The 22,442-nt window shown below is 57.9% G+C and carries 18 protein-coding genes; 10 read left to right on the forward strand and 8 right to left on the reverse strand.

What is annotated here, in order from left to right:
• Positions 1 to 2 precede the first annotated feature (2 nt).
• The 3 genes from araH to AC6I8D_RS08800 all read left to right on the forward strand — a co-directional run bounded on the left by araH (position 3) and on the right by AC6I8D_RS08800 (position 3,256).
• Positions 3 to 989: an L-arabinose ABC transporter permease AraH gene (gene araH, locus AC6I8D_RS08790; RefSeq protein WP_031377613.1), complete on the forward strand. Its 987-nt coding sequence runs from the start codon at positions 3 to 5 to the stop codon at positions 987 to 989.
• Positions 990 to 1,066: 77 nt separating this feature from the next.
• A complete protein-coding gene (gene araC / locus AC6I8D_RS08795; protein ID WP_312056165.1) occupies positions 1,067 to 1,984 on the forward strand; it encodes an arabinose operon transcriptional regulator AraC in 918 nt (305 codons plus the stop codon).
• A 225-nt stretch (positions 1,985 to 2,209) separates the two neighbouring features.
• Positions 2,210 to 3,256, forward strand: coding sequence for an oxidoreductase (locus AC6I8D_RS08800; protein WP_312056164.1), 1,047 nt, complete (start codon positions 2,210 to 2,212; stop codon positions 3,254 to 3,256).
• A 71-nt stretch (positions 3,257 to 3,327) separates the two neighbouring features.
• Here the strand turns inward: AC6I8D_RS08800 and add are convergent, their stop codons facing one another.
• The 3 genes from add to malX all read right to left on the reverse strand — a co-directional run bounded on the left by add (position 3,328) and on the right by malX (position 7,242).
• Complete coding sequence (gene add, locus AC6I8D_RS08805) at positions 3,328 to 4,323, reverse strand: adenosine deaminase (RefSeq protein ID WP_312056163.1); 996 nt, start codon at positions 4,321 to 4,323, stop codon at positions 3,328 to 3,330.
• Between the two features lie 140 nt (positions 4,324 to 4,463).
• On the reverse strand, positions 4,464 to 5,636 hold the full coding sequence (locus tag AC6I8D_RS08810) for a MalY/PatB family protein (protein WP_497819960.1): 1,173 nt from the start codon (positions 5,634 to 5,636) through the stop codon (positions 4,464 to 4,466).
• Positions 5,637 to 5,652: 16 nt separating this feature from the next.
• Positions 5,653 to 7,242 (reverse strand): maltose/glucose-specific PTS transporter subunit IIBC, encoded by a 1,590-nt coding sequence (gene malX, locus AC6I8D_RS08815; protein WP_497819961.1) that lies wholly within the window; start codon positions 7,240 to 7,242, stop codon positions 5,653 to 5,655.
• Between the two features lie 175 nt (positions 7,243 to 7,417).
• On the opposite strand from malX, the gene malI reads away from it, so the two are divergent.
• Positions 7,418 to 8,443 carry a Mal regulon transcriptional regulator MalI gene (gene malI, locus AC6I8D_RS08820; protein WP_409456006.1) on the forward strand — a complete coding sequence of 342 codons (1,026 nt, stop codon included), beginning with the start codon at positions 7,418 to 7,420 and terminating at the stop codon, positions 8,441 to 8,443.
• 55 nt (positions 8,444 to 8,498) lie between these two features.
• On the opposite strand, the gene AC6I8D_RS08825 is transcribed toward malI, so the two are convergent.
• Positions 8,499 to 9,998: a YdgA family protein gene (locus AC6I8D_RS08825; RefSeq protein ID WP_497819962.1), complete on the reverse strand. Its 1,500-nt coding sequence runs from the start codon at positions 9,996 to 9,998 to the stop codon at positions 8,499 to 8,501.
• A gap of 134 nt (positions 9,999 to 10,132) precedes the next feature.
• A complete protein-coding gene (gene manA / locus AC6I8D_RS08830; protein ID WP_497820665.1) occupies positions 10,133 to 11,308 on the reverse strand; it encodes a mannose-6-phosphate isomerase in 1,176 nt (391 codons plus the stop codon).
• A gap of 200 nt (positions 11,309 to 11,508) precedes the next feature.
• On the opposite strand from manA, the gene fumC reads away from it, so the two are divergent.
• Positions 11,509 to 12,906 carry a class II fumarate hydratase gene (gene fumC / locus AC6I8D_RS08835; protein ID WP_497819963.1) on the forward strand — a complete coding sequence of 466 codons (1,398 nt, stop codon included), beginning with the start codon at positions 11,509 to 11,511 and terminating at the stop codon, positions 12,904 to 12,906.
• Between the two features lie 57 nt (positions 12,907 to 12,963).
• Here fumC and tus read toward each other — a convergent pair whose 3' ends face one another.
• Positions 12,964 to 13,893, reverse strand: a complete 930-nt coding sequence (tus, locus tag AC6I8D_RS08840; RefSeq protein ID WP_497819964.1) for a DNA replication terminus site-binding protein — start codon at positions 13,891 to 13,893, stop codon at positions 12,964 to 12,966.
• 204 nt (positions 13,894 to 14,097) lie between these two features.
• Here tus and AC6I8D_RS08845 point away from each other — a divergent pair, with 204 nt between their 5' ends.
• From AC6I8D_RS08845 to AC6I8D_RS08855, 3 genes are all read left to right on the forward strand, one after another.
• Positions 14,098 to 15,282: an MFS transporter gene (locus tag AC6I8D_RS08845; RefSeq protein ID WP_497819965.1), complete on the forward strand. Its 1,185-nt coding sequence runs from the start codon at positions 14,098 to 14,100 to the stop codon at positions 15,280 to 15,282.
• A gap of 207 nt (positions 15,283 to 15,489) precedes the next feature.
• Complete coding sequence (locus AC6I8D_RS08850) at positions 15,490 to 15,984, forward strand: RrF2 family transcriptional regulator (protein ID WP_094121564.1); 495 nt, start codon at positions 15,490 to 15,492, stop codon at positions 15,982 to 15,984.
• Between the two features lie 344 nt (positions 15,985 to 16,328).
• On the forward strand, positions 16,329 to 16,754 hold the full coding sequence (locus AC6I8D_RS08855) for a type II toxin-antitoxin system HicB family antitoxin (protein WP_031377623.1): 426 nt from the start codon (positions 16,329 to 16,331) through the stop codon (positions 16,752 to 16,754).
• A gap of 206 nt (positions 16,755 to 16,960) precedes the next feature.
• Here the strand turns inward: AC6I8D_RS08855 and oqxB are convergent, their stop codons facing one another.
• Positions 16,961 to 20,113: a multidrug efflux RND transporter permease subunit OqxB gene (oqxB, locus tag AC6I8D_RS08860; RefSeq protein ID WP_497819966.1), complete on the reverse strand. Its 3,153-nt coding sequence runs from the start codon at positions 20,111 to 20,113 to the stop codon at positions 16,961 to 16,963.
• A gap of 12 nt (positions 20,114 to 20,125) precedes the next feature.
• Entirely contained in the window at positions 20,126 to 21,280 is a 1,155-nt protein-coding gene (locus tag AC6I8D_RS08865) for an efflux RND transporter periplasmic adaptor subunit (protein ID WP_497819967.1), read from the reverse strand.
• A 299-nt stretch (positions 21,281 to 21,579) separates the two neighbouring features.
• Here AC6I8D_RS08865 and AC6I8D_RS08870 point away from each other — a divergent pair, with 299 nt between their 5' ends.
• Together AC6I8D_RS08870 and AC6I8D_RS08875 are read left to right on the forward strand one after the other, a co-directional pair.
• The gene (locus AC6I8D_RS08870) at positions 21,580 to 21,921 is read left to right on the forward strand and encodes a helix-turn-helix domain-containing protein (protein WP_013357796.1); all 342 of its coding nucleotides are present in this window, start codon (positions 21,580 to 21,582) and stop codon (positions 21,919 to 21,921) included.
• Positions 21,922 to 22,007: 86 nt separating this feature from the next.
• Positions 22,008 to 22,442 carry a ribonuclease domain-containing protein gene (locus AC6I8D_RS08875; protein ID WP_312056154.1) on the forward strand — a complete coding sequence of 145 codons (435 nt, stop codon included), beginning with the start codon at positions 22,008 to 22,010 and terminating at the stop codon, positions 22,440 to 22,442.

The raw sequence follows: 22,442 nt of genomic DNA on the forward strand, positions 1-22,442 counted from the left end.
ACATGGCTTCATCCACGACCTCAAATACGCCGCCGCCAGCCTCACGCAGCGGCCTGCAGTTTGGTCGCATCTGGGACAATTTCGGCATGCTGGTGGTGTTTGCGCTGCTGTTTATTGCCTGTGCGGTGTTTGTGCCGAACTTCGGTTCATTTATCAATATGAAAGGCCTCGGGCTGGCGATGTCGATGTCCGGCATGGTCGCCTGCGGCATGCTGTTCTGTCTGGCCTCCGGCGATTTCGATCTGTCGGTCGCCTCGGTCATCGCCTGTGCCGGCGTGGTCACCGCGGTGGTGATCAACATGACCGAAAGCCTGTGGATTGGCGTAGCAGCCGGTCTGGTGCTCGGCATGCTTACCGGCTTTATCAATGGCTTTGTCATCGCCCGCCTGAAGATCAATGCGTTGATCACCACCCTGGCGACCATGCAGATCGTGCGCGGGCTGGCCTACATCTTCTCCGACGGTAAAGCGGTTGGTATCGAAGATGAACGCTTCTTCGCACTCGGGTTTGCCAACTGGCTGGGCGTTCCTGCGCCCATCTGGCTGACCATCGCCACCATGCTGATCTTCGGCTTCCTGCTGAATAAAACCACCTTTGGCCGTAATACGTTGGCGATTGGCGGTAATGAAGAAGCGGCGCGACTGGCCGGGGTGCCGGTGGTGCGGACCCGAATCATTATCTTTATTCTGTCCGGTCTGGTGTCAGCCGCGGCGGGCATCATTCTGGCTTCACGCATGACCAGTGGTCAGCCAATGACCTCACTGGGTTATGAGCTGGTGGTGATCTCCGCCTGCGTGCTGGGCGGCGTCTCGCTGAAGGGCGGCATCGGTAAAATCTCCTACGTGGTTGCCGGGGTACTGATTCTCGGAACCGTTGAGAATGCGATGAATTTATTGAATATCTCGCCATTCTCACAGTATGTGGTGCGCGGTCTGATACTGTTAGCAGCGGTGATATTTGACCGCTACAAACAAAAGCATAAAGCCTGATTTGGCGAGCAGTTAACCCGCGGATGCATCAGGTGTCCGCGGGTGATCCGATCAATGACAGACTGAGTGAGGACACTATGTATCACCGTGAATTACCGGCCGAGCAGCAAAATCCCTTACTGCCGGGCTATTCGTTCAATGCCTGGCTGGTGGCGGGGCTGACGCCGATTACCGCCGACGGTCCGCTGGACTTTTTTATCGATCGTCCGCACGGCATGAAGGGTTACATTCTCAATCTCACCATTAAAGGCAAAGGACGGGTATTCGATGGCGAGCGGGCCTTTGACTGCGAGCCGGGCGAAATGCTGCTGTTTCAGCCTAAAACCGCCCACTACTATGGTCGCGCGCCTGACAGCCCACAGTGGTTTCATCGCTGGGTCTATTTCCGGCCGCGCGCCTACTGGCACGACTGGCTGCGCTGGCAGGATGAGCAGGAGGGCGTCGGCCGTCTGCTGTTGCCGGAATCGCTGCGCGGCGAATTCGACCGGCTGTTTGCCAGTATCGAACAGACCCATAACTCCGGCCGCCGCTTTGCCGAAGAGCTGGCGATGAACCTGCTGGAGCGCCTGCTGCTGCGGGCGGTGGAAGAGGATCCGCGTAGTCATCAGCTGATCCGCGATCCACGGGTGATTGAAGCCTGTCAGTACGTCACCAATCATCTGGCCAGCGAAGTGAAAATTGAAGAGGTGGCGCGCCACGTCTGCCTGTCACCGTCGCGGCTGGCGCACCTGTTCCGCGAACAGATGGGGGTTAACCTGCTGCGCTGGCGTGAAGATCAGCGAGTGATTCGCGCCAAACTGCTGCTGCAAACCACCCAGGAACCGATCGCTACCGTCGGGCGCGAAGTCGGCTATGACGACCAGCTCTACTTTTCCCGGGTGTTCCGTAAGCGGGTCGGCGTCAGCCCGAGTGACTTCCGTCGCCGTAATCAGGATGCGCACGACAACCTGGCGGCGCAAACCGCCTGGCCGATGGCACAGAGTGCTATCTCTTAGTTTTTTCGGGATATTCCTCCTTGTCCTGGCCTGGTTAATAGTCTTAAATCAATCAGGTTAGCAACTAAGTGCCTATCCCTTTAGGCTATTTTATTTGTCAGTCTGAACCTGGGCAGTGCTCACAATCCTCACGCACCCGGTGTACGCTGCGGTTATTCCGCGCTGTTCTGGCCCAGACTGTCTGCAAAATTACGCCTGGCGGGATAGACTCCATGAGGAATTAAAATGAGCGATAAACTGCGTGTTGGCCTGATCGGTTACGGTTTTGCCAGCAAAACGTTTCATGCCCCGCTGATTGCGGGCACCCCGGACGTTGAGCTGGCCGCTATTTCCAGTAGCGATGCCAGCAAAGTCCACGCCGACTGGCCTGCCGTTCAGGTAGTGGCCGATCCTCAGGCGCTGCTGGACGACCCGTCTCTGCAATTGATTGTTATTCCTACCCCCAACGATACCCACTTTCCGCTGGCCAAAGCAGCGCTGAATGCCGGTAAGCATGTGGTGGTCGATAAGCCGTTTACCGTGACGTTGTCACAGGCGCGCGAGCTGGATGCCTTAGCCAGGGCGAAAGGGCTGTTGTTATCGGTGTTCCATAACCGCCGCTGGGACAGTGATTTCCTGACGCTGAAATCGTTGATCGACGCCGGTACGCTGGGCGAGGTCCGCTATTTCGAGTCGCACTTTGACCGCTTCCGTCTGGAAGTGCGTCAGCGCTGGCGTGAAATGAAAGGCGCCGGTAGCGGTATCTGGTATGACCTGGGACCGCATCTGCTGGATCAGGCGCTGCAGCTGTTTGGCCCGCCGGTGGCGATTAACGTTGATCTGGCCGAGATGCGGCCGGGCGCGCAAACCACCGACTACTTCCACGCGACGCTGACCTATCCACAGCGCCGCGTGGTGCTGCACGCCAGCATGCTGGTAGCGGCCGAGTCACCGCGTTACACCGTGCACGGCACCCGCGGCAGCTACGTCAAATATGGTCTCGATCCACAGGAAGATCGCCTTAAATCCGGTGATTTCCCGCCGCAGGAAGATTGGGGTTACGACATGCGTGACGGCACCCTGACGCTGGTCGACGGCGATTCACTGACCGAAACCAGCCAGTTGACGCAGCCGGGTAACTATCCGGCTTACTATGCGGGCATTCGTGATGCGATTGCCGGTCGCGGCAGTAACCCGGTGACGGCAGAAGAGGCGATTCAGGTGATGGAGCTGATTGAGCTCGGACTGCAATCGGCCGAGAAACGCCAGACGCTGTCGCTGAAGCGCGGCTGATCGCCTGATTAACTGTCAGATGCAAAACGGGCCGGTTATCCGGCCCGTTTGTTTTCTCTGAAGCTACAGCCTTACTGCACGCGGGCGCGGACTGCGGCTTTCTCGGCGTCGCTGAGAAACGCAATCGTCAGACCATTTTCCTGCGCCTGACGGATCTGCGCCGCGCTAAGACCGGCAGCCGGTGCGGCATGGTGATACTCATGCGCCAGCTCAATGCCCTGAACCGCCGGATCATCTGTGTTGATCGTCGCCAGAATGCCGTGCTCAAGGAAGGCCTTCAGTGGATGCTGCGCCAGTGACGCCACGGTGCTGGTCTGAATGTTGGAGGTCAGGCAGGATTCAATCCCGATGTGGTGCTCTGCGAGGAAATCCATCAGCGCCCGATCTTCAATCGCCTTCACGCCGTGGCCGATACGCTCGGCACCCAGCTCACGAATCGCCTGCCAGATGCTCTCCGGGCCGGCTGCTTCACCAGCGTGCACCGTCACCCGGAAACCGGCATCGCGTGCCTGGGTAAAGTGGCTGAGGAACTCGCTGCCGGGGAAGCCCAGTTCATCGCCCGCCAGATCGACGGCGGTGATGTGATCGCGATGCGCCAGCAGGCCATCCAGCTCGGCCAGGCAGGCTTCTTCGCCGAAGGTCCGGCTCATGATGCCAATCAGGCGCACGTCGATATTGTGCTGCTGGCAACCGGCTCTGACGCCATCAATCACCGCTTCGACCACACCAGCAATCGGCAGATGATGGGTCATCGCCATATAGCCCGGCGAGAAGCGCAGTTCCGCATAGTGAATGCCGGCACGAGCCGCATCTTCAACATTTTCCAGCGCAATACGGCGGCAGGCTTCGAGGTCGCCCAGCACCTTCACGCCCCAGTCGAGTTTTTGCAGGAAGCTTACCAGGTCAGGCTCGTTGTCGCCCACCTGCACGTGCGGACGCAGCGTGTCCAGCGTGGTGGCGGGCAGGGCAAGGTTAAACTGGCGACCCAGATCAAGAATGGTTTGTGCACGGATGTTGCCATCGAGATGGCGATGAATATCGGTAAGAGGAAGGGTAGTATCGATCATGGTGCACTCGCTCAGTGGTAACTAAAGTGCATAACATTATAAAAATATCTTGCGCAACAGCGCCAGCTATTTGCGCAACAACCGGCCCGGATGCTGTTTAATTACTCACAACCGGCCGGTATGGCGCGCAAATCGCTTTGTCAGGCGGACGAGGCGTGAATCGCGGCAATCAGCCGGCTGACGCCGTCTTCGACCTTGCTGCGCGGACAGCCCACGTTGAGGCGCAGGAAACCCTGGCCGGCGCTGCCGTAGGTTGAACCGGGCATAATCGCCACGCGCTGCTGAATCAGCGCCTGCTGCAACGTCTGTTCGGCGATGCCGAGCGGATTAAGATCGATCCAGGCGAGATAGGTCGCCTGAGGCGGCTGCCAGTCAAGCTGCGGGAAGGCGGCGTTAAGCCGGTCGGCCACCCGCATCAGGTTACCTGTCAGATAGTCACGCAGCGCATCAAGCCACGGCGCGCCGTGCCGGTAAGCGGCGATGTGCGCGGCAACCGCGAGCACCGCCGGTGAGGAGAGTCCGTCGGCGTTCTTAAGCGCCTGAAACCAGGCCGCCCGATCGGCTGGCTGCGGAATAATGCCCCAGGCGCCGGTCAGCCCCGGCAGGTTGAAGCTTTTCGATGCCGAGGTAAACAGCGCCCAGTCGCCACCCGCCACCCGGGCCCACGGCGTATGTGGCCGATCGCCGACCATCATATCCATATGGATCTCATCACTGATCACCCGGACGTGATGACGCTCGCACAGTTCAGCCATCTGCTGCAGTTCGGCTGCCGTCCAGACTTTGCCGGTAGGATTGTGCGGGCTACACAGCAACAGGATTTTGCAGCGCGGACGCGCCAGCTTCGCCGCCAGCGCCGTCATATCACAGTGCCACTGCTGGCCCACCCGCTGCAACGGCATTTCCAGCACCTGTCGCTGGTTGCCGTGCACGGTTTTGTAAAACGCATCGTAGGCCGGCGTGTGGATCAGCACTTCATCGCCCACCTCGCTCCAGTGCCGGATCATCTGCGCCACCATGTAGATCACCGAAGGCCCATAAACCAGTGAATCGGGCAACGGCTGATAGCCGAACCGGCTGGCCATCCAGTGGCAGCAGGCCGACAGGAATTCATCATGCTGCCAGCGGCTGTAGCCGAACACGCCGTGATCGAGACGCTGACGCAGCGCGTCGAGCACCACCGGCGCGGTTTTGAAATCCATATCGGAGATAGTGAATGGCAGCAGATCGGGCACGCCAAAGCGATCGGCGACAAAATCCCACTGGGTCGACCAGCTGCCACGGCGATCGATAACCTGATCAAAATTAAACATTTCGGCTCCCGGTAGGTTAAGCGGTGACGTTCATCAGCGTCGACAGTTCGTCTTTCACCGACTGCACCTGGGGCCCAATCACCACCTGCAGGCTGGTCTGGTTAAGGTGCACCACGCCGATTGCGCCGTTGGCTTTCAGCGCCGCATCGTTGACCTTGCTCATGTCGGCGATGGTCAGACGCAGGCGCGTCAGGCAGTTATCCAGCGAGGTGATATTTTCCACCCCGCCCAGCGCCGCCAGAATGGCCGGTGAGTTGTAGCCTGACTTGCCTTTACCGGCATTGCTGACCTGCTGCGCCAGTGCGCTGGCACTTTCCACTTCGCGGCCCGGCGTTTTGATATTGAAGTGTAGGATGGCAAAACGAAAGATCAGGTAGTAACCGGCAAACCAGATCGCCGCCACCACCGGCACCCAATACCATTTGGTCGACAGTCCATGCAGCACGCCAAACACCACGAAGTCGATAACGTTGCCGTCGGTGTTGCCGATGGTCACGCCCAGTATCGCCATCAGGCTAAAGCCGATGCCGGTTAACAGCGCATGGATCAGATAGAGGAACGGCGCGACGAATAAAAACAGGAACTCAATCGGTTCGGTGGTGCCGCCAACCACACAGGCCACCACGCCGGAAATCAATAATCCTTTAATTTTATGGCGATTTTCCGGACGGGCGCAGTGATAGATAGCCAGCGCAGCGCCAGGCAGGCCACCGAGGAAGGCGGGCATTTTGCCCTGCGACAGGAAGCGGGTGGCGCTTTCGGCAAAGCCATGGGTTTCCGGGCAGGCCAGCTGCGCCTGGAAGATGGTCAGAGCGCCGCTGACGCTTTTGCCGCACACCTCAAGCGTGCCGCCCGCATCGGTAAAACGCATGATCGCCACCAGAATATGCTGCAGGCCAAACGGCAGCAGTAAACGCTCACCGGTGCCAAAGATCATCGGTCCGAAATCGCCGGCGCTGTTGATCATCCAGCCGAGTCCGGTAATGCCGCGTGCGAAGAAAGGCCAGATCAACGGGACTACCAGCCCCAGCATGCCGATCACCAGCGTGGTAATGATCGGCACAAAGCGGGTGCCGCCAAAGAAAGCCAGCGCATCGGGTAGCCGGATGTTATGAAAACGCTCATGCAGCCAGAACACCACAATGCCAACAATCACCGCACCCAGAATGCCGGTATCAATCGACGGAATACCGAGTATCGACTGGACGTTGTTGGCTTTCAGCACGGCGGCATCGGTGGTAGGCAGAATGCCATTGATATTGAGCCAGAAGTTGATACTGAGGTTAAGCACCGCATAGCCAACAAAGCCGGCAAACGCCGCCACGCCTTTGTTTTCACGCGCCATGCCAAGTGGGATCGCCACGGCAAACATCACCGGCAAATAACTAAAGGCGAAGGAGCCAAGTTTCGCCATCCACAGAAACAGATACTGCAGCCACGGCTGATCGAGCAGCGGTAACAGCGTCAAAACATCATGGCTGCTCAGCGAACTGCCGATACCCAGCATGATGCCGCAGAATGAGAGCAGGGCAACCGGCAGCATAAAGGTTTTCCCCAGGCTCTGGAAAAACTCCCAGACAGACATTTTTTGTTGAGGTGCGGGCATGATGGCTCCGGCGGCAGTGAGTCACAGTGAAAAAGTGAACAGATGATAAAACGTTTTATCAGGGTGATTTGCGCGCTGAATCACACTCTTCCGGCGAGGGCTGATATTATTTTTCCGCTTTAAGGTGTAACGTTTTATCAATTATTCTGGCATTTTTATTCGGGCAAATATCCGCATGAGCAGAATTACCATCCATGATGTGGCCGCCGCTGCAGGCGTTTCGGTCACCACCGTCTCTCTGGTGCTCTCCGGCAAAGGGCGGATTTCTGCTGAAACCATGGCGCGGGTTAACCAGACCATTGAGCAACTGGGCTTTGTGCGCAACCGCTCTGCGACCATGCTGCGCGGCGGTGAAAGCGGGGTGATTGGACTGATCGTCCGCGATCTCAGCCAGCCGTTTTACGCGGAAATGACCGCCGGGCTCAGTGAGGCGCTGGAAAAGCAGGGCAAATTGCTGTTTCTGACCCAGAGCGGCCGTCAGGGCCAGCAGCTGGAGCGCTGCTTTGAGTCGCTGGTGGCGCAGGGGGTGGACGGCGTGGTGCTGGGCGGCGGGGCGGATAAGGCTGACAGAATAGTGGCCCGTGCCCGTGAGCTGAACATTGCGCTGGTCTGCGCCGCGCGTGCCAGCAGTCTGGAACAGGTGGATGCGATCCGGCCGGATAACGCTCAGGCGGCGCGTCTTGCCACCGAATATCTGATCCGCCAGGGGCATCAGCGCATCGCCTGGCTGGGTGGCCATAGCGCTTCGTTAACCCGGGCAGAACGTCTTGGCGGCTACTGCGCCACGCTGCTGCAATATGGCTTGCCGTTCCGGCCCGAGTGGATTATTGAGTGCGGTAATACGCAAAAAGAGGCGGCCGAGGCGGCGGTCCTGCTGCTGCAACAGCATCCGCGACTGACGGCGATACTGGCCTACAATGCCACCACCGCGCTGGGCTGTTATTTTGGCCTGCTGCGCACCGGTCGGACGTTCGCCCGCGGCGCGGTCGACAGCTACTATGGACAACAGCTGGCGCTGATGGGATTTGGCGACGAACCGCAGGCTGAGCTGACCGATCCGCCGCTGACGGTTGTCACCAGTTCGGCGCGCGAGATTGGCCGCGTGGCGGCAGAACGTATCCTGCAACGGCTGGCGCAACCGGATGCCGCACGGCAGAATGTGATTATGCCGCCGCAGCTGATTATTCGCGGCTCAGCATAAAAAAAGGCGACGCCAGCGTTAACCCTGGCGTCGCCTTTTTATCACCGGTCAGCCGTTACTGCGGCATGCCTTCACTGGTCGGCATACCCAGCATATAGCGAGACATAAACTGCTCCAGCGTCATCTTGTCGCCGTTCATATTCACCTGGCCGTTAGCGTACTGCAGGCTGGTGACGATGTTGTTATCCTGCTGCTGGGTCAGACGGAACATCTGTCCCATCGCCGCCAGACCTTTAACCTGCTGATCGGCCAGCTTCTGTGCATCATCGGCCTGATAACCTTCCGCCAGACCCACTTTGTGCATGGTTTCGGTCGCCATCGGCATGTTGATGATCAGTTTCGCATCCAGCGTTTTCAGCACCCGGTCAACCATCGCGTTCAGCGTTTGCGGTTCGCCGGTCACGGTAGCGGGATCGTTAAAGTTGGCGGTCAGATTAAAGGTGCTTTCACCTTTATCATTCTTCCAGCTCAGCGGGGCGATGCTGATCGAAGGCGATCCTTTCAGCAGAACCGGCAGGTTGCTCATCAGGATGGCGTTGACGCCCGCCTGGTAGCGAATCGGATCGTCCGCCAGGCCTTTCTGGCTGGTGAGATCCTGCATCTGGGCGTTGTAGCGATCGGAGAAAGCTTTCACCGCCTGCGCATCGAACTGCGACAGCTTCATTTTCAGCGCAGCCTGACCGAAATCCTGTTTCTGCAGCTGAACGCTATCAACCTTGTAATCAATGTTGCCGCCGATCTTACCGGCACTGTTGTCGAACGAAGAGGAACCCTTCATCTTGTGCAGCGTCAGCGCATCCTGACCGTTAATGCTGGCGTTGACCTTCTCAACATCGATCGACTGATCGCCGACCCGCACGCCTTCCGGACTCAGATGGGTATTGCCGTTGAGCTTCAGGCCATTGACGGTGAACAGCACCGGCTGACCCATCTCATTTTTGCTGGTCAGCGCCAGGCTATCAACGTCACTTTCCAGCGAGACTTTATCGCCTTTATTGTCGGCGCTGACGTTAAGCGTGCCGCCATTGGTCGCCAGACGCTCGCCGCTCTGTGCATTCTGATAGTCGATCGGCAGAATACGCAGTGCGGTATCGGTCGCGCCGCTGTAGCCAATGCGGGTATCGGCATTGATCAGCGATTTGTTTTGCGTCAGTTCAAACAGCTTCTTCACCGCATCGGTGTTGGCCAGTTCACTGTGCACCGAGGCCATGCTCGGGATCAGATTGAAATGCTTCAGCTGCGCAAACGGGAACGGGCCGTGATCGATGGTTTCGTTCAGGATCACGCTCTGACCCGGCTTCAGCAGGGCGTTATCTTCCGTCTGCGAGCTGGCCTGAATCACCAGGTTGGCTTTGCTGCTGAAAACGCCGCGCTGATAATCCTGATAGCTGATCTTCAGTCGGCTGTTCGGGGCATAAGCATTCAGCTGGGTATTGGCGTTCTGCACCAGCTGGTCCATGTGATTTTCAAGCTGCTTGCCGGTGAACCATGCCGCGCCGGTCCAGATTACGCCCAGCGCGATGATCACGCCCACGGCAACGTTGGTCTTTTTCATTGCTGATTCGTCCTTATCCTTGAGTCCGCTTACGCCGCAGGTTAGCCCCGACGACTGAAGAAAAAACGCCCGCGGGCGTTTTAAAAGCTAATAGGTTGAAATAATAGCAGTTAACCGCAGATCCGTCAGCCGTATCACCCTAACTGGTTAAATACCCGTGCTAACCGGCCGGTTCCGGCGACCGTTACCGGCGTTTCGCTGGCGGCAACAAAACAGGATTCGCCCGGTTGTAGCGTCAGCTGCTGCTGGTCCTTCGCCACCACCGCCTGTCCTTCGATGCAGAACAACAGCGCCGCGCTCTGCTGATCCAGCGTCTGCGGCTGCGCGCTCAGGGTATGGATCGCAAAGGCGAAATCGTCGACCGGAATCGGAAAGTGCAGGCTGCTGCCATGCTGCTCCGGCTGCGTCAGCAGCGCACTGGCGGGCTTCTCGTCAAATTTGAGGTTGGCCATCAGTTCCGGGATATCGATATATTTCGGCGTTAAGCCGGCCCGCAGCACGTTATCGGAGTTCGCCATCACTTCCAGCGCCACGCCTTTCAGGTAGGCGTGCGGCGTTTCAGCATAGAGGAACATCGCTTCGCCCGGCTGCAGGGTAATCACGTTGAGCAGCAGCGGTGAAAACAGACCGCTGTCGTCCGGGTAGTTGGCGGCGATCACGCTGATAGTCTGCCAGGGTTCGCCCTGCTGGTGGCCGGACACCGATTTCAGTATCCCCAGCGCCAGCGATTTGGCTTCACCGTCCAGCGACAGCAGGGTGGAAAACAGGGTCGCCAGATTGTCCCGATCGGGATGCTGCAGGAAATGGGCAATCTGCGGATGGGCACCGGCCACCGGCTCAAGCAGCGAAACCATTTCGGTCAGCGGGCGGAAACCGTTCATCGCCTGGAAGGGCGTCAGGGCATAGACCAGCTCGGGTTTATGGTTGGCATCTTTATAGTTGCGTTCGGCGGCGTCCAGCGGAATGCCGGCGGCATTTTCACGCGCAAAACCGGCTTCCGCGGCGCTTTTGCTGGGATGTACCTGAATCGACAGCGGCTGCTCGGCGCACAGCACTTTGAACAGGAAAGGCAGTTCACCGAAGCGTTGTGCCACCGCATCGCCGAGGGTGGCGGTCGGGTTGGCGTCAATCACCTCGCGCAGCGAGCGCGAACTCCCCTGGTCGTCAACGGTAGACGGACTCTTCGGATGCGCCCCCATCCACAGCTCGGCCATCGGTAACCCCTGCGGATTGGCAATGCCGTACAGTTCGGTTAAGGCTGTTTTGCTACCCCACGCGTAATTCTGCAGCGAATTGTTCATTTTTTGCATCATATAACCCTTCATCACGGGATGTTATTGGCGCTATTAAAGCAGAAAGTGCCAGGGAAAATACATATCAAGTGCAAAAGGACGCTAAGCTCTCATAATGTTAAATTATTGTATGTCATTATCTTGCCCGCCCGAATGTCGCCCACAGGACGATGCGCTGGGCGGGCATTCACTTCAAACAGAGCGAAGGAGACGTATTCATGGCAGCCAACCGCATTGAGAAAGATTCAATGGGCCCCATTGATGTACCGGCTGATAAACTGTGGGGCGCGCAAACGCAGCGCTCGCTGGAACACTTCCGCATCTCAACAGAAAAAATGCCGACCGCGCTGGTTCACGCGCTGGCGCTGACCAAACGCGCCGCCGCTGCGGTTAACCGCGATCTGGGGCTGCTGCCGGCCGATCGCGCCGAAGCGATAATTAACGCGGCGGATGAAGTGCTGGCCGATAAGCACAGCGACGAGTTCCCGTTAGCCATCTGGCAGACCGGGTCCGGCACCCAGACCAACATGAACATGAATGAAGTGCTGGCCAACCGCGCCAGCGAAATTCTCGGCGGCGAGCGGGGCATGTCGCGCCTGGTCCATCCGAATGATGATGTTAACAAGAGCCAGAGTTCGAATGACGTCTTCCCGACCGCGATGCACGTGGCCGCGGTTATCGCCCTGCGCGAGCAGCTGATCCCGCAGATTCAGGTGTTAAAAAAGACCCTGAGCGAGAAGTCAGAGGCGTTCAAAGATATCGTCAAAATTGGCCGTACTCACCTGCAGGACGCCACGCCGCTGACGCTCGGCCAGGAGATTTCCGGCTGGGTGGCGATGCTCGAACATAATCTGAGGCACATCGAGCAGAGCATTCCGCACGTGGCGGAACTGGCGCTGGGCGGCACTGCCGTCGGCACCGGCCTGAACACCCATCCGGAATATGCGGTCCGGGTGGCGAAAGCGCTGGCCGACCTGACTCAGCAACCGTTTGTTACCGCACCGAATAAGTTTGAAGCGCTGGCAACCTGTGATGCGCTGGTGCATGCTCACGGCGCGCTGAAAGGGCTGGCGGCCTCGCTGATGAAAATCGCCAACGACGTGCGCTGGCTCTCCTCCGGTCCGCGCTGCGGCATTGGTGAAATCGCCATTCCGGAAAACGAACCTGGCAGCTCGATCATGCCGGGTAAAGTCAACCCGACCCAGTGTGAAGCGATGACCATGCTCTGCTGTCAGGTGATGGGCAACGACGTGGCCATCAACATGGGCGGCGCGTCCGGTAACTTCGAGCTGAACGTGTTCCGTCCGATGGTGATCCATAACTTCCTGCAGTCGATTCGTCTGCTGGCGGATGGGATGGATAGCTTCAATCATCACTGCGCGATTGGCATTGAACCGGTTCGCGAGCGTATCGAACAGCTGCTGAATGAATCACTGATGCTGGTGACGGCGCTGAATACCCATATCGGTTATGACAAAGCGGCCGAAATCGCCAAGAAAGCCCATAAAGAGGGGCTGACGCTGAAAGGCGCGGCGCTGAAGCTGGGCTATCTGACCGAAGAGCAGTTTGACGCCTGGGTGCGTCCGGAAGAGATGGTTGGCAGCATGAAGTCGTAAGCCTTCTGCTGTACATCTGCTGTAAAAAGGCCAGCGCGTGCTGGCCTTTTTTATGCCTTAAATCGGGCAGTCGACCCACAGATGCAGCCGCGGGATCAGCAGGTTAAGCGGCTCGGCGGCTGGCTTATGGCGATAGGTAATGTTATCGGCATCGTAATTCAGCAGTTCACCCAGCACCGGCACCTGGCTGCGGTCGCGGCAGATCACCAGAATCGGCGACGGACAGGCCAGCTGCGTCTGCTTTTTCTGATCGGCACGCCAGACCCGCGCCACCGGCTGGACTTTGACCGGGCGCTTAATCTTCAGCCTGGCCGAGGCGGGCAGGGCGCGCACGCTGGCTAACTCCTCCTGCACTTTTTCTGCCCACTGTTCGCGTGACCACGGCGCCTGCGCCCGACCCGCCTTCAGGCTTTTTTCCAGCTGAGCGATCACCTCTTCACGCTGCATATTTTTGATGATGTGCTTATTCGCCCAGCCAAAACGCAGGCTGTCGGGTGCGCTGAGCAGGGTGATAGTGCGATAGGCATTCAGGGTGATCAGCCCACGCAGATGCTGATGGACAAATTCGAAGCGTGCCTCGCTTGGCAAGCCGGACTCAACCGTAATCAGCTGCTCCAGTCGCGCTTTAAGCTGATTGATGCTGTCGACCAGCGCGCTGATCTCCGCCTCACGCTGCTCATCACACTCAATGCATAGCGCACCCGGCAGACGGACCGCCGCCTTGGTGCTGAGCTGCTCCGACTGATGCTGCATGAACAGACGGCAGTAGTGGTTCAGCGCCAGCGTTAAGGCGTGCTGCCCCAGATGCTGCTCTACTGTGATTTGAGTAATCGCCTCATGCTCACGGCCTTTCACTATCGGCGGCAGGCTGAATACCCGGGCAATCAGCAGCGGCTGGGCCTCAATCTGCAGGCGCAACTCGCCCAGCGCCTGCTCTAAATCGTTTACGCATTGATGCATATCTGACACTAAGTCGTAGCGCGCCATGTTGAGCCTCCATAGTTACAACGTCCATAATGTGGCAGAAGCGGCGGATGGACGCAATAGTGATACTAGTTACAACATACTGTTAGTCATGCCGTTAACAACCGTGCCGCCATCCGGGCGTGAGCAGGCTTAAACCGCGGCATCCATTTTTCCTTATCTCAGAACATGTTATAAAAATGGTTTGCCCGCTAACGGATAGCTGACGTGAACCAGACCAACAAACCCGGCGTCGCCGCCATTATTACGCTCGGCGCGATACAGATCCTGTCGTGGGGCGGATCGTTCTATCTGATGGCGGTAATGGCAAACCCGATAGCAGCAGAAACCGGCTGGTCGCAACAGTGGATTTATGGCGCGCTGTCGACCGGCATTCTGGTGTCGGGACTGCTGGCACCGCTCAGTGGCCGGATTATTGCCCGCACCGGTGGCCGCCTGCTGCTGGCGATGAGTGGAGCGGTGATGGCGCTGGGGCTGGTGATGATGGCGTTCAGCTATCATCTGCCGCTGTTGCTGTTCGCCTGGGTGATTATTGGCATCGGGATGGCGATGGGGCTGTATGATGCGCTGTTTGCTACCCTCGGCACCTGCTATGGCGCTCAGGCGCGCGCGGCAATTACCGGCATCACCCTGATCTCCGGCTTCTGTACCACCCTGGTGTGGCCGGGGACGGCACTGTTGATTCACGCCCTCGGCTGGCGGGGTGCCTGTCTGGCGATTGCCGGGCTGTTAACGCTCTGCGTGTTGCCAGCGTATCTGTATGCCTTACCGGCAACGCGGGCGGTAAAGCCGGTTAACGCCCGGACACCGCAATCGTCTTCCACGGAGATTGCCCCCGGTTTGTTCTGGCTGCTGTGCGCTATCTTCACCCTGGCATCGGTGATCATGACCGCCATTTCCGTGCAGCTGATTACCCTGTTGCAGGCCAGCGGCCACACGCTGACCTCGGCGCTGGCGATCAGCGCGGTACTGGGGCCCTGTCAGGTGGGGGCGCGAATTGTGGATATCGCCTTTAAGCGCAGCCACCCGATCCGCACCACTTTTTTCTCGGTCGGCCTGGTGGCGCTTGGCTTGCTGTTGCTGGCGCTGGCACCGCAGATGGCGCTGCTGAGCATGGTGCTTTACGGCGCAGGGAATGGTTTACGTGCCATTGTGCGCGGAACTTTACCGCTGGCGATGGTCAAACCAGAGTCTTATGCGATTGTGGTGGGCCGGATGGCCCGCCCGGCGTTGATGGGACAGGCGCTGACGCCGTTGATCGGCGGCTATGTATTTGAAAGGATGGGTGGTTCAGCAACACTGTGGTTGCTTTGCGGGTTAGCAATCTTTAACGTGGTGTTGGTGATGATACTGAAACACCGGTTGCCCGCCGCGCCAGCCGACATCGCCTGACGGGCTGACCGCACGGAACGCCGATGACGCGGGCTGTTAGCAGGCTAAGCACCTTGTGCTATCAGGCTGCCGGCTTTGGTGAATACGTGCCTTGTCACCGCTGGCTTGCTTCTAAAAAGCAACAGTGTTTGTTATATTTATTGCTCATTGATTGTTCACTTATGCGGCAATAAAACAATAAGATGCACCGCAACTCAGGATAAAGAAATGCTTGATTACCGCTTCCCGACAGCTTTGCAAATGGTTCTGAGCGTAGCGATGGCGGAGCAAATGGGAAAACGCTCTACCAGCGCGATTCTGGCCTACGGGCTGGAAGCGAATCCCAGTTTCATTCGAAAATTAATGGTCCCGCTGACCCGTGACGGCATCATCGTCTCGACGCTGGGCCGTACCGGTTCGATCCATCTGGGTCGCCCCGCAGCAGAGATTACCCTGCGGGACATCTACGTCTCGGTCATTGAAGACAAAAAAATCTGGGCGGCGCGTCCCGATGTCGCGCCGCGTTGCCTGGTCAGCGCCAACCTCTGCTGGTACTTCAAGTCGATTGCTGATGAAGCCGAGCAGGCGTCGCTGGACGTGCTGGCAAAACGCACCGTCGCAGATGCACTTAATGAGCTGAAAAAACGCGACACCAGCAACTGTACGGCGGTTCCGGAACCGGAGCCGGACGAGATTGATGATCTGTGTAAAAAAAGCCGCTAATGCGGCTTTTTTTATGCCTGCAAAATCATTTATTTCGTTCAGTTATGATTGAAAAACAGACAAAGTAAACATAAATGTTGTGTAAGGCATCACTGTTGTTATGATGAGTGACGGTTGAACTGAAGCGAGGGATCGCGATGAAATACAGTGAATTTCGGCGCTGGCTGTTACAACAGGGCGCCATTTTAATAAAGCACCGTAGCGGAAGCAGCCATTTCAAAGTGTTTTTGGGCGCAAGGTAGTCTGTTTTTCCCGATCACGGTGCAAAGGAAATGCCCGAGGGAACCCGCAAAAAAATTTTAAAGGATCTGGGGCTGTAATCCTGAGATTGATGAGGTAAGGGTATGTTTAATTACGCAGTCAGATTAAACCATGATGCACAAAGTGGCTGTTATGAAGTGTCATGCCGGGATTTACCGTTAATGCATTCGGTAGGCGACACGATTGATGGCGCGCTGTTAGAAGCGGAAGATGGAATTGTCACCGCAATCTCGCTTGAAATGGATATGCGCCGTCCCATCCCGTCAGCCAGCGAACCGCAGCCGGGCGAATATGTGGTTTATCTGCCGGTGCTGGTGGCGATGAAAGCCGCCTTATATAACGCCATGATCGAAACAGGAACCCGAAAAGCCGATCTGGCACGTCGACTGGGCGTGAATGGCCCTCAGGTTGATCGCCTGCTGGATGTTGAACACTCGTCAAAAGTCGAAAAAGTGGAACTGGCGCTGGCCCAACTGGGACGCAAAGCGCAAATCGAAATCCATACTTAACGCCGTTGTTGCCCGCAAAGCGCATGGCAGTGAACCGGTGTCTGAAGCCCGCCCTGGCGGGCTTTTTAGTGTCAATCTCCGGCTCAACACGGCGATGAATAACGGCGAATTATCATATCTGCCATCTTCAGCAGCCGCGAGAGCAGATTCAGTGGCTCGCAACGACAGCCAAAAAAAGGGCGACCCCGCGGTCGCCCTTTTGCAGTTTATACCGTCTGTAACGCGGCTTTGCTCGCTTTCCGCGTCACCAGCTTACGTAAGGTGACGTAGAACACCGGCGTCAGGAACAGCCCGAACAGCGTCACGCCGAGCATGCCGGAGAACACCGTAATGCCGGTCACGCCGCGGACTTCTGCACCTGCACCTTCGCCAAGAATCAGCGGAATTGTCCCGGCAATAAAGGCGATGGAGGTCATCACGATTGGACGCAGACGCAGGCGACAGGCTTCCAGCGCCGCCTCGACAATCCCTTTGCCCTGCATTTCCAGTTCGCGGGCGAACTCAACGATCAGAATCGCGTTCTTACAGGCCAGCCCCATCAGCACCACCAGTCCGACCTGCACAAACACGTTGTTATCGCCGCCGGTCAGCCAGACGCCTACCAGCGCAGAGAGCATGGTCATCGGCACAATCAGGATCACCGCCAGCGGCAGGGTCCAGCTCTCATACAGCGCGGCCAGCACCAGGAAAGCCAGCAACACCGCCATCGGGAACACAATCAGCGCAGTATTGCCCTGAGTCGATTGCTGATAACTCAGATCGGTCCATTCGATGTTCATACCGTTGGGTAACAGCTGACCGGACATCGTTTCCAGCTGAGTCATCGCCTGGGCTGATGAGAGCACCCGGGGATCGGCATCGCCAATCAGGTCGGCGGCAGGATAGCCATTGTAGCGAATCACCGGATCGGGACCGTAAGTGGTCGAAATGGTCACCATGCTGCCAATCGGCACCATCTCGCCGCGATCGTTACGGGTCCGCAGATTGGCGATATCTTCCACGCTGTCGCGGAAATCACCGTCAGCCTGAGCCATCACGCGCCAGGTGCGACCAAAACGGTTGAAGTCATTAACGTAAGACGAACCGAGATAGGTCTGCAGAGTGCTGAACAGATCGGTCAGCGACACGCCCTGTGCTTTGGCTTTATCCCGGTCAACCTGCACATCCAGCTGCGGGACGTTCGCCTGATATGAGGAGATAGGGAAGTGCATTCCCGGCGTCTGCATAATGGCACCCGACATGGTGTTGATGGCGGTCTGCAGCGCACCATAGCCGAGGCCCGCGCGGTCCTGAACATAGAGCGAATAGCCCGAACCCTGACCCAGTCCCAGAATCGGCGGCGGCATGATCGAGAAGCCGAAGCCCTGCTGAATCCGGGCGATTTTGGCATTGATCTCGGCGTTAATCTCCGCTGCGGTGTGGGTGCGTTGATTGAACGGTTTCAGGCCAAAGAATACCGTGCCGCTATTCGGGGTGTTGGTAAACTGCAACGCATTCAGGCCTGGAAACGCCACCGCATACGCCACGCCTTCGGTCTGCATGCCGATTTCGCTCATCTTACGAATAACTTCATCGGTGCGCGCCAGTGATGAGCCTTCCGGCATCTTAACGCCGCCGATCAGGTAGAGCTTATCCTGGGTCGGAATAAAGCCGCCCGGCACGCTGTGAAACATGAAACCGGCACCCGCCAGCAGCAGCACATAGACGCCAAATACCGCACCGCGCCGACGCAGGGTTTTACCGACCAGGGTTTCATAGCCGTGGGCACTGCGCTGGAAGAAGCGGTTAAACGGCCGGAACAGCCAGCCAAACAGCCGGTCGATAATCCGGGTCGGCAGATCTTTGGCCGCATGATGATCTTTCAGCAGCATCGCCGCCAGCGCCGGTGACAGCGTCAGCGAGTTAATCGCTGAGATCACCGTTGAAATGGCGATGGTCGTGGCGAACTGCTTGTAGAACTGACCGGTCACGCCTGACAAAAATGCCATCGGCACAAACACCGCACACAGCACCAGCGCGATGGCGATGATCGGCCCGGAAACCTCTCGCATCGCCTGATGCGCCGCCGCCCGCGGCGTCAGCCCCATCTCAATGTTACGCTCGACGTTTTCCACCACCACGATGGCGTCATCCACCACAATCCCGATGGCCAGCACCAGACCAAACAGGCTCAGGGTATTCAGCGAGAAGCCGAGCAGATAGAGCACGCTAAAGGTACCAACCACCGAAACCGGCACCGCCAGCAACGGGATAATCGAGGCGCGCCAGGTTTGCAGGAACAGGATCACCACCAGTACGACCAGCACCACCGCTTCCAGCAGGGTCTGCACCACCGCCTTGATCGAGTCACGCACGAAGACGGTCGGATCGTACGGTGCCGCCCATTTCACGTCGTTAGGGAAGCGGGTCGCCAGCTCATCCATTTTGGCCCGCACCGCGTTGGAGAGGTCGATGGCGTTGGCGCCAGGCGCCTGGAAGATGCCGATACCGACCGCATCTTTGTTATTCAGCTGCGAGCGCAGGGCATAGCTGCCGGAGCCCATTTCGATCCGCGCCACGTCGCGCAGCCGCACCAGCGAGCCATCTTCAGAGGTTTTTAAGATGATGTCGCCAAACTGCTGTTCGCTCTCCAGCCGTCCCTGGGTGTTGATCGACAGCAGAAAATCGCTCTGCTTCTTCAGCGGCTCGGCACCCAGCTGACCGGCAGAAACCTGCACGTTCTGCTCCTGCATCGCGCTGACGACATCAGCGGCGGTCAGGCCACGCGCCGCCACTTTATTCGGATCGAGCCAGACGCGCATCGCATACTCACCGGCACCGAAAATCTGAATCTGGCCGACACCCGGCAGACGCGCCAGCTCATCTTTCACCTTCAGGGTGGCGTAGTTACGCAGATAGAGCGAATCGTAGGTGTTGTTGGGTGAGAACATGTGCACCACCAGCGTCAGGGTCGGTGACATTTTCTGGGTAGTGATACCCAGCCGACGCACATCTTCCGGCAGCCGCGCTTCCGCCTGCGCCACGCGGTTCTGCACCTGCACCTGAGCCTGGTCGGGATCGGTACCAGGGCGGAAGGTGACGGTGGTCACCAGCACGCCGTCAGAACCGGCCACCGACTTCATGTACATCATGTTTTCGACGCCGTTGATCGCCTCTTCCAGTGGCGTTGCCACCGAATCAGCGATCACTTTCGGGTTCGCGCCCGGATATTCGGCCCGCACCTGCACGCTGGGCGGCACCACATCGGGATATTCACTGATCGGCAGCAGCGGAATGGAGATCAGCCCGGTGACAAAGATCAGAATCGATAACACCGCCGCAAAGATCGGCCGGTCGATAAAAAAACGGGAAAAGTCCATAACGGCCTCAGATTATTGAGCGGTTGCCGCACGCATGGCGACCTGCTGAGCAGTGACCGGCATGCCGGGCATAAATACTTTTTGCAGACCGGCGATGATCACCCGATCGCCCGATTTCAGGCCCGACTTGACGATGCGCAGACCGTCCACCATCGCGCCCGGTTCGATATCACGGCGCTGAGCTTTGCCCTGGCTGTCTACCACGTAGACATACTTACGGTCCTGATCGGTTAACACCGCTTTATCATCAATCAGCACCGCCTCAAACTGCGCGCTGCCGGGCAGACGAACCCGGGCGAACAGGCCTGGGGTGAACTGACGCTGCTGATTGTCGAGCAGGGCGCGCATACGGATGGTGCCGGTGCTGGCGGTCAGCTGGTTATCCAGGAAGTCCACCTTGCCCTGATGCGGGTAGCCCTGATCGCCGACCAGCGCGATTTCAACCGGCAATGCATGGCGCTGCTGGCCCTGACGCGCCATCGCCTGATAGTGCAGGAAGGTGTTTTCATCAACGTCGAAATAGACATACATGCTCTGCTGCGAGACCAGCGTGGTTAATACGCTGGCGCTGTCGCCGGCGGTCACCAGGTTGCCAGCGGTGATCATCGCCCGGCTGGCGCGACCATCAATCGGCGCGGTAACGCGGGTAAAATCGAGATTCAGCTGCGCCATATCGACCGCGGCTTCAGCTGCCAGCACATCCGCCTGCGCCTGGCTGGCGGCCGAACGACGCTGCTCCCACACTTCACGCGAAATCGCCTGGCTGCCAATCAGCTTTTCGCTGCGGCCCGACTCACTGCGGGCCAGACTCGCCTGGCTGCGGGCGCGGGCTAATTCTGCTTTGGCCTGCTCCAGCGCCGCACGATAGCTGCGGTCGTCGATGGTAAACAGCACCTGACCTTTTTTCACCTCATCGCCTTCGCGATAATTAACCGACTCAATGTAACCTGAGACGCGCGGACGCAGTTGCACGCTCTGCACCGCCTCAACCCGGCCATTGAAACTGTCCCACTGGCTGACCGGCTTGATCAGCACCGGCGCGGCACTGACCTCGGGCGGCGGCGGCGGGGCGTTTTGCGCCACCCCGTCATCGCAACCGCTTAGCTGGCTGATGAGCAGTACCATCCCTAAAAGGGTAAAACCCTGACGAACCCAGTTGGTAATCATTGTTGTTATTCCGCGATAAGTGAAAACGACCCACAGGCCAATATTTGCAACTTTTAAGATTGCAATTAATCGCGAGGAGTGTAGGCTTGCGTCGCGGGCAACTGCAAGAATAACAGATACACTTTATGTGCGGTTTGTTATTGGCAGGTTAAAAGCTAAGCGGCTGGCAAAAGACCCTAAAAATAGTGCGGCATTTAATGTACTAATAAAACTTGCATTAAATGACATAGTCAGTCACCCTTTAAGTGTAACTGCAACTAATACTGATACTGTTCGCCGCGGCGACGGGAGAGACTGGAATGATGAGTGACGCCTTTATTCACGATTTAATCGACTGGATTGATAACAACATTGAAGCACGTCTGGATCTGGACACCGTATCAGAGCGCGCCGGCTACTCAAAATGGCACCTGCAGCGGATGTTCAAAGAGCACACCGGCTATCCACTGGGTGAATATATCCGGGTGAAAAAACTGAAAAAATCAGCCGACCGCCTGACCAGCACCGATGAGCCGATCCTTAACGTGGCGATTTCATTAGGTTTCGATTCGCAGCAGTCGTTTAATCGCAGCTTCAAACGTCAGTACGGTGTGGCACCGGGTGCATGGCGTCGACACAGCGGTGAATCGCACGCTGCATAACCTCGCCAGGGCCAGCTCGTCTGGCCCGCGCTTTTTTCGGCGCGCAAAACTGCTATCATCTGCATCCTGTCGTCACGGATGCCATCATGTCAAAAAAACTCTGGATCGGACTTTTCCTTGTCCTCGCGGCCGCTTTCTACGGCCTTAAACCTTATCTGAACTCCTCTGTGGCACCTGCTCAGGCAGACATCGCCACGCTGACCGACGCCCATACGGTGGCGCGCTGGGTGCTGCAACATCAGCAGCTGCCGGACTATTACCTGACCAAAAGCGAAGCCCGCAAGCGCGGATGGAATCCGGCCAAAGGCAATCTGTGCGAGGTGCTGCCCGGCAAAGCCATCGGCGGCGATCGCTTCGCCAACCGTGAGAAACGCCTGCCGCAACGGGCGGGGCGCCAGTGGTATGAGGCGGACGTCAACTATCGCTGTGGACGGCGCGACGCCGACCGGCTGGTCTACTCCTCCGACGGGCTGGTACTGCTCTCTACCGATCACTATCGCAGCTTTAAACAGGTACCCTGA

Source organism: Pantoea sp. X-Soil-MYKO-1785 (assembly GCF_059730675.1).

Excerpts from the sequence above, each read along its gene's own strand:
- araH (WP_031377613.1), top strand. The coding sequence starts at position 3 with ATGGCTTCATCCACGACCTCAAATACGCCGCCGCCAGCCTCACGCAGC.
- manA (WP_497820665.1), bottom strand. The coding sequence starts at position 11,308 with ATGCAAAAAATGAACAATTCGCTGCAGAATTACGCGTGGGGTAGCAAA.
- add (WP_312056163.1), bottom strand. The coding sequence starts at position 4,323 with ATGATCGATACTACCCTTCCTCTTACCGATATTCATCGCCATCTCGAT.
- AC6I8D_RS08855 (WP_031377623.1), top strand. The coding sequence starts at position 16,329 with ATGTTTAATTACGCAGTCAGATTAAACCATGATGCACAAAGTGGCTGT.
- araC (WP_312056165.1), top strand. The coding sequence starts at position 1,067 with ATGTATCACCGTGAATTACCGGCCGAGCAGCAAAATCCCTTACTGCCG.
- oqxB (WP_497819966.1), bottom strand. The coding sequence starts at position 20,113 with ATGGACTTTTCCCGTTTTTTTATCGACCGGCCGATCTTTGCGGCGGTG.
- AC6I8D_RS08865 (WP_497819967.1), bottom strand. The coding sequence starts at position 21,280 with ATGATTACCAACTGGGTTCGTCAGGGTTTTACCCTTTTAGGGATGGTA.
- AC6I8D_RS08825 (WP_497819962.1), bottom strand. The coding sequence starts at position 9,998 with ATGAAAAAGACCAACGTTGCCGTGGGCGTGATCATCGCGCTGGGCGTA.
- fumC (WP_497819963.1), top strand. The coding sequence starts at position 11,509 with ATGGCAGCCAACCGCATTGAGAAAGATTCAATGGGCCCCATTGATGTA.
- AC6I8D_RS08875 (WP_312056154.1), top strand. The coding sequence starts at position 22,008 with ATGTCAAAAAAACTCTGGATCGGACTTTTCCTTGTCCTCGCGGCCGCT.
- AC6I8D_RS08850 (WP_094121564.1), top strand. The coding sequence starts at position 15,490 with ATGCTTGATTACCGCTTCCCGACAGCTTTGCAAATGGTTCTGAGCGTA.
- AC6I8D_RS08810 (WP_497819960.1), bottom strand. The coding sequence starts at position 5,636 with ATGTTTAATTTTGATCAGGTTATCGATCGCCGTGGCAGCTGGTCGACC.
- malI (WP_409456006.1), top strand. The coding sequence starts at position 7,418 with ATGAGCAGAATTACCATCCATGATGTGGCCGCCGCTGCAGGCGTTTCG.
- malX (WP_497819961.1), bottom strand. The coding sequence starts at position 7,242 with ATGCCCGCACCTCAACAAAAAATGTCTGTCTGGGAGTTTTTCCAGAGC.
- tus (WP_497819964.1), bottom strand. The coding sequence starts at position 13,893 with ATGGCGCGCTACGACTTAGTGTCAGATATGCATCAATGCGTAAACGAT.
- AC6I8D_RS08800 (WP_312056164.1), top strand. The coding sequence starts at position 2,210 with ATGAGCGATAAACTGCGTGTTGGCCTGATCGGTTACGGTTTTGCCAGC.
- AC6I8D_RS08870 (WP_013357796.1), top strand. The coding sequence starts at position 21,580 with ATGATGAGTGACGCCTTTATTCACGATTTAATCGACTGGATTGATAAC.